Below are 4,621 nucleotides of genomic sequence, written 5' to 3' on the forward strand. Positions count from 1 at the left end.
TCGCGCGAGATTATCTGGTATTGTTGCCTCAGTAATGTTATTGGTGTTCGTTATGTTCGGCGCCGGTTTAATCGAAAAGGTGCCCATGGCTGCACTTACCGGGCTTATGATCATGGTAGCCCTCGGGACTTTTGAATGGGCAAGCCTAAAGACGTTTAGGAGAATGCCGAAATCGGATGTTCTGGTTATGGTATTGGTAACGCTGGTTACCGTTTTTCTTCATAATCTGGCTTTGGCCGTTTTAGTTGGGGTAATTATTTCAGCCCTTGTTTTTGCTTGGGACAATGCCAAACGGATCCGGGCGAGAAAGTATATTGATGAAAATGGAGTAAAGCACTACGAAATCTATGGCCCCTTATTTTTTGGATCTGTGGGATTGTTCAATGAAAAGTTTGACGTGCATAATGACCCTGATGAAGTGATCATCGATTTTAAGGAGAGTCGTGTGGTAGACATGTCTGCTATCGAAGCACTCAACAAAATCACGGAACGCTACCTCAAAGTAGGTAAAAAGGTCCATTTACGGCATCTCAGCAGGGACTGCAGGCGACTATTATCTAATGCGGATAAAATAATAGATGTTAATGTGTTGGAAGATCCCACCTACAAAGTTGTTGTAGACAGACTGTAATATTATATTTTTTCTTCTCCCTTAACCGACAGCTCATTTATTGCAACAGCTTGAATGCCTGTGTCCATCGGTTTTCTGTAAACCCGATGATGCAGTACAACTGGCAAAGGCCTTCAATTGGGCCCGCGGAAGTAGCTCCTCCAAAATCTTCAGTTTCCCAGCCAAACTCGTCGAGTATGTGGGAGACCTCCTTTTTGGCTTTGTCGTCATTACCGCATATGAACATGGTGGGCCGGGTTTCAAAATCCGGGTTTACCATTCGCAAATAACTCACACTGTTAAACGCTTTTACGAAGCGGGCTTCCGGATGGCGCTCCTGAAGTTCCTCCATTAGTGAGCTGTTCTGCTCCGTGAAAAATTGCAGCACACCATTTACCGGAGCTACATCTGCGATGGGGTTAGTGGCATCAATTATTATTTTTCCCTTCAGTTTATCTGCCCCGGCCAGATCAAGGACCGTTGCTGCTGCTGTTCCCTTAACCGCCAACACGAGAAGATCTGCGAAGTCAGCAGTCTCACCAACACTACCCACCTGGGCGTTATCCGGGTGGTTGTCCACCCACTCCGAAAGCTTCGAAGTATTTCTGCTGCCAATCATGGCTTCGTATCCGTGTTGTAGAAATCCGCTGGCCAGGGTTTGTCCGACAATCCCTGAACCAAGCACCCCAATTTTTTTCATGTTCTGATTCTTCTGGTTATTCAATGGCAAATTTAACATTGATGCGTCCCTCCACTTTTATTTTGTTAAACGCAACATCTAAAGGCTCTGAAGCAGCTGCATCCGCTTTCATCATAAGGGGGGACATCTCCCTCAAGTTAATAAAAGTTGGCTCAAAATCCTGAACATGAAGGGCTTTTCCCAAATTTTGATCGATGGCTTTTACCAATGTAGAAGCGAGTTCTCTGGCACGGACAATGGCCCTGACCTTTAATTCCAGTTTAAGGGTTTCCATTTGTGAGTACTCCGTTCGGTTGAGGTTGATATTAGAGATTCCTATGGACTCCAACCCCTGCAGTACTTTTCCAACGGTAAGGCCGTCATATACCAGCAAAATGAAGGCCTTTTCTTTTTGTATGTCTGTCTTCCTGAGGAAATACTTTCTGAAATCGCTTTCCAGGTCGGCAAGGCTGAGCTGGGTGTCCAGGTCAATACCTAACCTTTTGAGCTGGGTGGCCATGCGATTCTCGAGTTCTTCCACGGAGATGCGCCCCTTAGTGTCAGCTTCCGTCAACAGAATATTCAGGTAGATCCTGTCTGGCACCACCAGGGTATCTACTTTGGCTGTGGTTTCCAGATAGGGCTGGTCAATGAAGTTCTTCTGCTGGGCTTCGGTTTTCAGCGGGAAGAAAAATAATGCGAAGTAGAAGAGGATGATGGTTGAGGTATATAAAGGCTTACTCATGACTTTGAAATTTAGATGAAACAAGTTAATGTTTCTTTTTCAAGAGTCATGCCGGATTTCATAACAATAACAGTTTTCCAATTTTGGGTAATCTTTAAGTACAGGATGTTTGAAGGTGCCTATCCGCAGCATACCGATCTTTTCCATTACGTTCCAGGAACGGGTATTAACCACCGGGCAATGAGACAGTATGACTTCCAAACCCAGGTCCTCAAAAGCATATTCCAGGCAGCGCATTGCCCCTTCAGTGGCGTAGCCATTTCCCCAAAAATTCCGGGCCAGTCGCCATCCAATGTCCACACAAGGGGTGAAAGGGGATTCGAACTCCTGATCAGACAAACCGATGAACCCAATAAAGAATCCACTTTCCAATTCATCCACAGCAAAATAACAGTACCCTTTTTGTTCAAATTTTACCTGCATACGTTTCATAAAGTCCCTGGAGGCCTCATGCGAGAGGAGATTGGGAAAATAGGCCATGACTTCGGGATCCTGATTGAGTGCACACAGGCCTTTGAAGTCGGCTTCAGACCAGTTTCTAAAACCAAGTCGGCTTGATGTAAAGCAATATGAATTCTGCATAGGGTCAGGTGATAAAGCTGTCAAACAAAAAAAGTGCAAATAAACAGCTTGCTGTTATTTGCACTCCCTTGCGCTTTTATTGGTTATTGTTAAAGTGTTCGCAGGTATTCTGCAAGTTCACGTGCCTGTTCCTCGCTGAGGTTCTGATTGGTCATGATCATGTTGTTGTATTCCTTAAGCAAGGCCTTTGCAATAGGGTCTTCTTTCAGCATCCCATCAGGGTTCAGCATCATATTCATCACCCATTCCGGGCTTCTTCGCTCGTATACACCTTTCATCGCCGGGCCGATCATACGTTGGTCTGTCATATGGCAGGCCGTGCAGATCATTTCAAATGTCGCTTTGCCTCTGGCCGCAAGCTCCTGGTCAATTTCTTCCGGAAAGGTCATTTCCGTAATAGGGCCTATACCTTTATTGTCCAGGTCCACGGGAACGCCCTCAGATGCTACTTCAGTTTTGTCCTCTGTCTTGGAACGATCGACTTCAAAAGATTCCTTTTTCTCTTGTTTACCCCCACAGGCCGTGATAATAGCGGCCAGGGCCATCCATATGAGTGATTTGCGCATAATTTTGCTTTTAAGGGGCACTAATATACCAAAAACCTTGCTTACAGGATTTCATTCACAAATTGAATGCTCATTTTTTCTGAGAACGACAGGTTGTTTTCACCGTAAAAGCCAACATGCCCCCCGTATTTGGGCATCCGAAGGTGTAAAGACGGATTGACTTCTGCTTCTTTCCGGGGATAGCAGGCTTCCCCCAAAAAAGAATCGTCCAGGGCGTTGATGATAAGGCTGGGGACACGGATGTTGTTAAGGAACTGAAGGCTGCTGCACTGTTCGTAATAGTCCAGGGCATCCCTGAACCCATGGGCTTTACTGGTATAGAAATCGTCGAAGTCCTTTAAGGTCTTAATACCAGCTATTTGTTCATCGGTAAGCTGTTCCGGAAAACGGTGTTGTTTTGCCCTGAGCTTAGCCACCAGATGCTTTCGGAAGCGTACCGCATAGGCCCAGTTTTTGGGTTTCAGCAACTGTACCAGTGAGTCGTGTAACTGGCAGGGTACCGAAACGGCTATTGCAGCCTTAATTTCCTTTGGGACGGGCCTGCCTTCACCAAGGTATTTCAGTGTCATATTTCCCCCCAGGCTGATGCCTTTGATCAGGATTTCTGAATATTCCCGTGTTTGCAGGATATGTTGAATCACCGCCTCGAGGTCTTCTGTGGCCCCGGAATGGTAGGAGCGGAACAAACGGTTGGGCTCCCCGCTGCATCCCCTGAAATTAACAGCACAGGCATCAATCCCGGCAGCAAGGAACGCCTTGGCACTCCCGGTAATGTAGGGGCGTTGCCCGTGCCCTTCCAGACCGTGCAGCAAGATGGCTACCCTTTTTGTGGGCTGATCCGTATAGCTCCAGTCCAGGTCCATGAAATCGCCATCCGGGAGTTCCATACGTTCCCGTTCCTGTTCCAGACCGTTGACCTTTCGGAAGAGGCCGGCGTAAACGGTTGCCACATGGCCATTCCTGAAAAAAAAAGGGGGACGATACGGACTTGTGAGGACAGGCATTTTTTAAAACTAGACTACAACGGGGAGTATCAGCTATACTTTTTGAGTAATTGGACCTGTGCATTCAACGCCTGCAGAAATTCGCTCCGCAGTTGTGCCACAAGTTCTGTTACGGGCAATACATTGTCTATGGTGGTAACCCCTTGCCCTGCAGACCAGATGGTTTTCCAGGCTTTAGCTTCTGTATCCAGTTCTTTGCCAAAATCTACCTTATGCCCTTTGCTGAGGTCTTCTTCCCTGATCCCTGCTGCCTGCAGGCTCGCCGCCAGAAAATTGGCGTGAACCCCTGAAATGGCCGCTGTATAGACGATATCACTCGCACCGGAATTGATGATCATTTCCTTGTACGCATCCGGGGCCTTGCTTTCCTCAGTGTTAATAAAGCGGGTCCCCATATAAGCCAGATCTGCACCCATTTGAAGCGCCGAGGCAATG

Annotated in this window: 7 protein-coding genes; 1 reads left to right on the forward strand and 6 read right to left on the reverse strand. The window is 47.0% G+C overall.

Annotation, left to right across the window (positions count from 1 at the left end):
* Nucleotides 1-631, forward strand: a 631-nt coding sequence (locus AC4E7D_RS11880; protein ID WP_490174008.1) for a SulP family inorganic anion transporter, incomplete at its 5' end; no start/stop codon positions are given.
* A gap of 37 nt (nucleotides 632-668) precedes the next feature.
* Here AC4E7D_RS11880 and AC4E7D_RS11885 read toward each other — a convergent pair.
* The 6 genes from AC4E7D_RS11885 to AC4E7D_RS11910 all read right to left on the reverse strand — a co-directional run.
* The gene (locus AC4E7D_RS11885) at nucleotides 669-1,310 is read right to left on the reverse strand and encodes an NADPH-dependent F420 reductase (RefSeq protein ID WP_490174009.1); all 642 of its coding nucleotides are present in this window, start codon (nucleotides 1,308-1,310) and stop codon (nucleotides 669-671) included.
* Between the two features lie 16 nt (nucleotides 1,311-1,326).
* On the reverse strand, nucleotides 1,327-2,034 hold the full coding sequence (locus AC4E7D_RS11890) for an SIMPL domain-containing protein (RefSeq protein WP_490174010.1): 708 nt from the start codon (nucleotides 2,032-2,034) through the stop codon (nucleotides 1,327-1,329).
* 39 nt (nucleotides 2,035-2,073) lie between these two features.
* A complete protein-coding gene (locus AC4E7D_RS11895) occupies nucleotides 2,074-2,616 on the reverse strand; it encodes a GNAT family N-acetyltransferase (protein ID WP_490174011.1) in 543 nt (180 codons plus the stop codon).
* Between the two features lie 89 nt (nucleotides 2,617-2,705).
* Complete coding sequence (locus AC4E7D_RS11900; RefSeq protein ID WP_490174012.1) at nucleotides 2,706-3,182, reverse strand: c-type cytochrome; 477 nt, start codon at nucleotides 3,180-3,182, stop codon at nucleotides 2,706-2,708.
* A 41-nt stretch (nucleotides 3,183-3,223) separates the two neighbouring features.
* A complete protein-coding gene (locus AC4E7D_RS11905) occupies nucleotides 3,224-4,186 on the reverse strand; it encodes a YheT family hydrolase (protein ID WP_490174013.1) in 963 nt (320 codons plus the stop codon).
* Between the two features lie 29 nt (nucleotides 4,187-4,215).
* Nucleotides 4,216-4,621, reverse strand: a 406-nt coding sequence (locus AC4E7D_RS11910; RefSeq protein ID WP_490174014.1) for an NAD(P)H-dependent flavin oxidoreductase, incomplete at its 5' end; no start/stop codon positions are given.

It is taken from the genome of Lentiprolixibacter sp., assembly GCF_982873095.1.